The sequence below is a fragment of the uncultured Thiocystis sp. genome, assembly GCF_903866365.1.
Taxonomy (GTDB): domain Bacteria; phylum Pseudomonadota; class Gammaproteobacteria; order Chromatiales; family Chromatiaceae; genus Chromatium.
Genome location: NZ_CAIPNF010000164.1, coordinates 1 through 4,179, shown reverse-complemented (window position 1 = coordinate 4,179; position 4,179 = coordinate 1). Strand labels below are relative to the sequence as shown.

At 64.7% G+C, this 4,179-nt stretch carries 5 protein-coding genes; all 5 read left to right on the top strand.

The genetic code is table 11. From position 1 onward, the window contains the following. Positions 1-687 (top strand): chlorophyll synthesis pathway protein BchC (bchC, locus tag QZY07_RS09305; RefSeq protein ID WP_295401820.1); only part of this gene is annotated, 687 nt, incomplete at its 5' end. Further along, a complete protein-coding gene (locus QZY07_RS09300; protein WP_295401819.1) occupies positions 684-1,637 on the top strand; it encodes a chlorophyllide a reductase iron protein subunit X in 954 nt (317 codons plus the stop codon). The genes bchC and QZY07_RS09300, both read left to right, overlap by 4 nt. A 19-nt stretch (positions 1,638-1,656) precedes the next feature. Next, positions 1,657-3,141 (top strand): chlorophyllide a reductase subunit Y, encoded by a 1,485-nt coding sequence (gene bchY / locus QZY07_RS09295; RefSeq protein ID WP_295401817.1) that lies wholly within the window; start codon positions 1,657-1,659, stop codon positions 3,139-3,141. Positions 3,142-3,261: 120 nt separating this feature from the next. Beyond that, positions 3,262-3,528 (top strand): BrnT family toxin, encoded by a 267-nt coding sequence (locus tag QZY07_RS09290; RefSeq protein WP_295401815.1) that lies wholly within the window; start codon positions 3,262-3,264, stop codon positions 3,526-3,528. Next, a complete protein-coding gene (locus tag QZY07_RS09285) occupies positions 3,494-3,838 on the top strand; it encodes a BrnA antitoxin family protein (protein WP_295401813.1) in 345 nt (114 codons plus the stop codon). Before QZY07_RS09290 ends, QZY07_RS09285 begins: the two co-directional genes overlap by 35 nt. Positions 3,839-4,179 lie beyond the last annotated feature (341 nt).

Here is a 4,179-nt window from a genome sequence, read left to right as displayed (position 1 = left end):
GTGCCGGGCGCGCGCTGTTATGGCGAGGTGCGCGGTCTGTTCGGCGGCGCGGCCTCGCGCGTGGTCGCGCCGGGCAGTCGGATGGTGCCGGTCGACGAACGATTCGGCGAACAGTCGGTGCTGATGGCGCTGGCGGCGACTGCCTATCATGCCATCGCCGGCCCCGCCTCGCCCCATGTCGAATTGATCGTCGGACATGGCGTCCTCGGGCGTTTGCTGGCGCGCATCGCGGCGCTGGGGGATGGCAGCCGGCCAGTGGTCTGGGAGACCAACCCCGAGCGCAGGCCGGGCGCCGAGGGCTACGGGTACGAGGTGCTGGCGCCGGACGACGACCCGCGTCGGGACTATCGCTCCATCTGCGACATGAGCGGCGATTCCGCCATCCTCGACAGCCTGATCGCCCGCCTGGCGCGCGGCGGCGAGATCATCCTCGGCGGCTTCTACAGTCAGCCGGTCGCCTTCACCTTTCCGCCCGCCTTCATGCGCGAGGCGCGGTTTCGCATCGCGGCCGAATTTCAACCGGCCGATCTGGCGGCGGTGCGCGCGCTGCTGGATTCCGGGCGTCTGTCGCTCGACGGACTCATTACCCATCGCCTGCCCGCGACCGAGGCCGACGCGGCCTATCGCACCGCCTTTGGCGATCCTTCCTGCCTGAAGATGATTCTTGATTGGAGAAACCTATCGTGAATGTACCCCTCAACGGTCCCGCGTCCAGCGCGTCGCCGGCGATCAAGGAGACCCAGATCATCGCCATCTATGGCAAGGGCGGCATCGGCAAGAGCTTCACCCTCGCCAACCTGTCCTACATGATGGCGCAGCAGGGCAAAAAGGTGTTGCTGATCGGCTGCGATCCCAAGAGCGATACGGCCAGCCTGCTCTTTGGCGGGCGCTCCTGTCCGACCATTTTGGGCACCTCCAGCGAAAAAAAACGTGCCGGGGAGGCGGTCACCATCGGCGAGGTCTGTTTCAAGCGCGACGGCGTCTTCGCGATGGAACTGGGCGGCCCCGAGGTCGGTCGCGGGTGCGGCGGGCGCGGCATCATCCACGGCTTCGAGTTGCTGGAAAGCCTGGGCTTCCATGAATGGGACTTCGATTATGTCCTGCTGGACTTCCTGGGCGACGTGGTCTGTGGCGGCTTCGGTCTGCCGATCGCCCGCGACCTGTGCCAGAAGGTCATCGTCGTCGGCTCCAACGATCTGCAATCGCTGTACGTGGCCAACAATGTCTGCTCGGCCGTGGACTATTTCACCGGACTGGGCGGCAACGTCGGCGTGGCCGGCATGGTAATCAACAAGGACGATGGCACCGGCGAGGCGAAAGCCTTCGCCGAGGCGGTCGGCATCCCGATCCTGGCGACCATCCCGGCCCACGAGGAGATCCGGCGCAAGAGCGCGAATTACGAGATCGTCGGTCGACCGGGCGATGCCTGGGGACCGCTGTTCGAGGAACTCGCCCTCAATGTCGGGCTGGCGCCGCCGGTGAAGCCGAAACCGCTCGCGCATGAGGCGTTGCTGAATCTCTTCAAGGGCGACGAGGTCGGTCGGCATGTCACGCTGGAGCCCGCGACGGCGGCCGATATGTGCAATGCGTCCGCAATCGTCAAGCCTTCGCTTGAAGTGGTCTACGACGATGTCTGAGCCGCGACGGGATACCCCGATGGCCAACGATCCCTCCCGGCAGCCTTCCGAGGCTCCGGCGAATCTTGAGACCGGCGGCTGCTCCAGCGCCGAGACGCTGAAATCCGCCGCCGCCAAGGCGGGGAATGCCGAACTGCTGAAGCGGCTCGCCGCCGACTATCCGGCTGGCCCCCACGATCAGCCGCAGACCATGTGCCCGGCCTTTGGCGCCCTGCGGGTCGGTCTGCGCATGCGCCGCACGGCCATGCTGCTGGTCGGCTCCGGCTGTTGCGTCTATGGCCTGAGTTTTACCGCGCATTTCTACGGTGCCCGGCGTTCCATCGGCTACGTGCCCTTCGATTCCGAATCGCTGGTCTCGGGCCGGCTGTTCGAGGACGTGCGCGAGGCGGTCCATAAACTCGCCGATCCCGAGCGCTACGACACCATCGTCGCCATCAATCTCTGCGTGCCGACCGCCTCGGGCGTGCCGCTGCGACTGCTGCCCAAGCAGCTCAACGGGGTGCGTATCCTCGGGATCGACGTGCCCGGTTTCGGCGTGCCGACCCATGCCGAGGCCAAGGATGTCCTGTCGGGCGCCATGCTCCATTACGCCCGTCACGAGGCGGAACAGGGGCCGGTCCAGGCACCGCGCGGCGGACGCAGCGAACGGCCCACGGTGACCCTGCTCGGCGAGATGTTCCCGGCCGACCCGGTCGGGATCGGCATGATGCTGGAGCCGCTGGGTCTGGCGACCGGCCCCGTGGTGCCGACCCGCGAATGGCGCGAACTCTATGCCGCGCTCGATTGCGCCGTCGCCGCCGCCATCCATCCGCAATACACCGCCTCCTGTCGCGAATTCGCCGCCGCCGGTCGGCCCATCGTCGGCTCCGCGCCCGTGGGACGCGACGGCACCGCGACCTGGCTGGACGCCATCGGTCAGGCGTGCGGGATCGCCCAAGACAAGGTCGACGCCGCCAAGAACAAATTCCTCCCGGCCATCGGCGGGGCGCTGGCGGCGATGCCCATCAAGGGGCGCGTCATCGTCTCCGGCTACGAAGGCTCCGAGCTGCTGGTCGCGCGTCTGCTGATCGAGTCCGGGGCCGAAGTGCCCTATGTCGGCACCGCCTGTCCGCGCACCCCCTGGAACGAAACCGATCTCGCCTGGCTCGACGCGCACGGTGTCCCGGTCCAGTTCCGCGCCTCGCTGGAGCAGGATCTGGCGGCGGTCAAATCGCTGGAGCCGGATCTCGCCATCGGCACCACGCCGGTGGTGCAGGCGGCCAAGGAACGCATGATCCCCGCGCTCTATTTCACCAACCTGATCTCGGCGCGTCCGCTGATGGGACCGGCCGGGGCGGGTTCGCTGGCGCAGGTCATCAATTCGGCACTGGCGAACAAGGAGCGGTTCGTCGCGATGCGTGGCTTTTTCGAGGGTGTGGGGACGGGCGAGACTAGCGGGGTGTGGCAGGGGATGCCGGTCAGGCGGGGGACGGCGCGCGCGGCGGCCAAGTCGGTGTCGTCGTAAACCGATACGTGGACTGGATTGAGGGAGGTCTGCGTAGGATGCCGTGAGGGACGAACTGTATCAGTTCGCAACTGATGTGGTTCCCTCGTCACCGCCTTCTGTCTCTACAATTAAACGATAATGACTTGGGATGAATCCAAGCGGCGTGCCAACCTGGCCAAACATGGATTGGATTTCGCCGGTAGCGAGGCGGTTTTCGAGCATCCAGTCGTCTCTTGGGAGGATGCGCGCGAAGCTTACGGCGAGCAGCGTTTATGCTTGATTGGCTGGCTCGATGGCATCCTGGTACACATGACCTACACTGAGCGCGGAAATGATCTGCATGTCATCAGTCTGCGCCGGGCGGAAAAACATGAAATCAGACGTTACGCACAAACGTTTTCCTGAAACCCCCGAGGAATGGGAAGCACTGATCGCCGAGGCGCCTGGCGAGGATCGGGCGCTGGTAGCCAAGGAAGAAGCGGCCTGGGCCAATGCCGTTGTGGTCAAGGAAGGAGGGTATCCTGCGTTCAGGGCTGCGTGGGATGAGCGTCGCCGCGAACGCGGGACGCAACAGGGATCAACCGAGGAAGCGGTCTCGGTTCATCTCTCGCCAGAAGTGATCCGGTATTTCAAAGCGGGCGGCACCGGATGGCAGAGGCGCCTGGATGCAGTTTTGCGTGAGTACGTTGCTGGACAGCAAGCGGCGTCAAAGTAGTTTGGAGTTTCATGGGGCGGTTCGCTGGTGCCGGTCATCAACGCCGCGCTCGCCAACAAGGAACGCTGACGCACACCTTTTCCGAGCGCCGAATGATGGGTTGCCAACAGCGGCAACTTAACCGCCCTGGCTGCGTTTCAGCTAGCGAGGTTCGTGATGACAAAGCTCAAGTATATCTATTGGCAAGATGACAATATGTGGCTAGTACAGCGGCGCCCAAGTCCCTGTAAGGGCTTTGGCGATTAATGGTATCCTATTGACTATCTTGTTCGCACAGTACAGTCAGTATGATCGGCCAACCCCGTTACCGCATTAACCTGCTGGCGTCAGAACGGACCACG

Excerpts from the sequence above, each read along its gene's own strand:
- bchY (WP_295401817.1), top strand. The coding sequence starts at position 1,657 with ATGGCCAACGATCCCTCCCGGCAGCCTTCCGAGGCTCCGGCGAATCTT.
- QZY07_RS09290 (WP_295401815.1), top strand. The coding sequence starts at position 3,262 with ATGACTTGGGATGAATCCAAGCGGCGTGCCAACCTGGCCAAACATGGA.
- QZY07_RS09285 (WP_295401813.1), top strand. The coding sequence starts at position 3,494 with ATGAAATCAGACGTTACGCACAAACGTTTTCCTGAAACCCCCGAGGAA.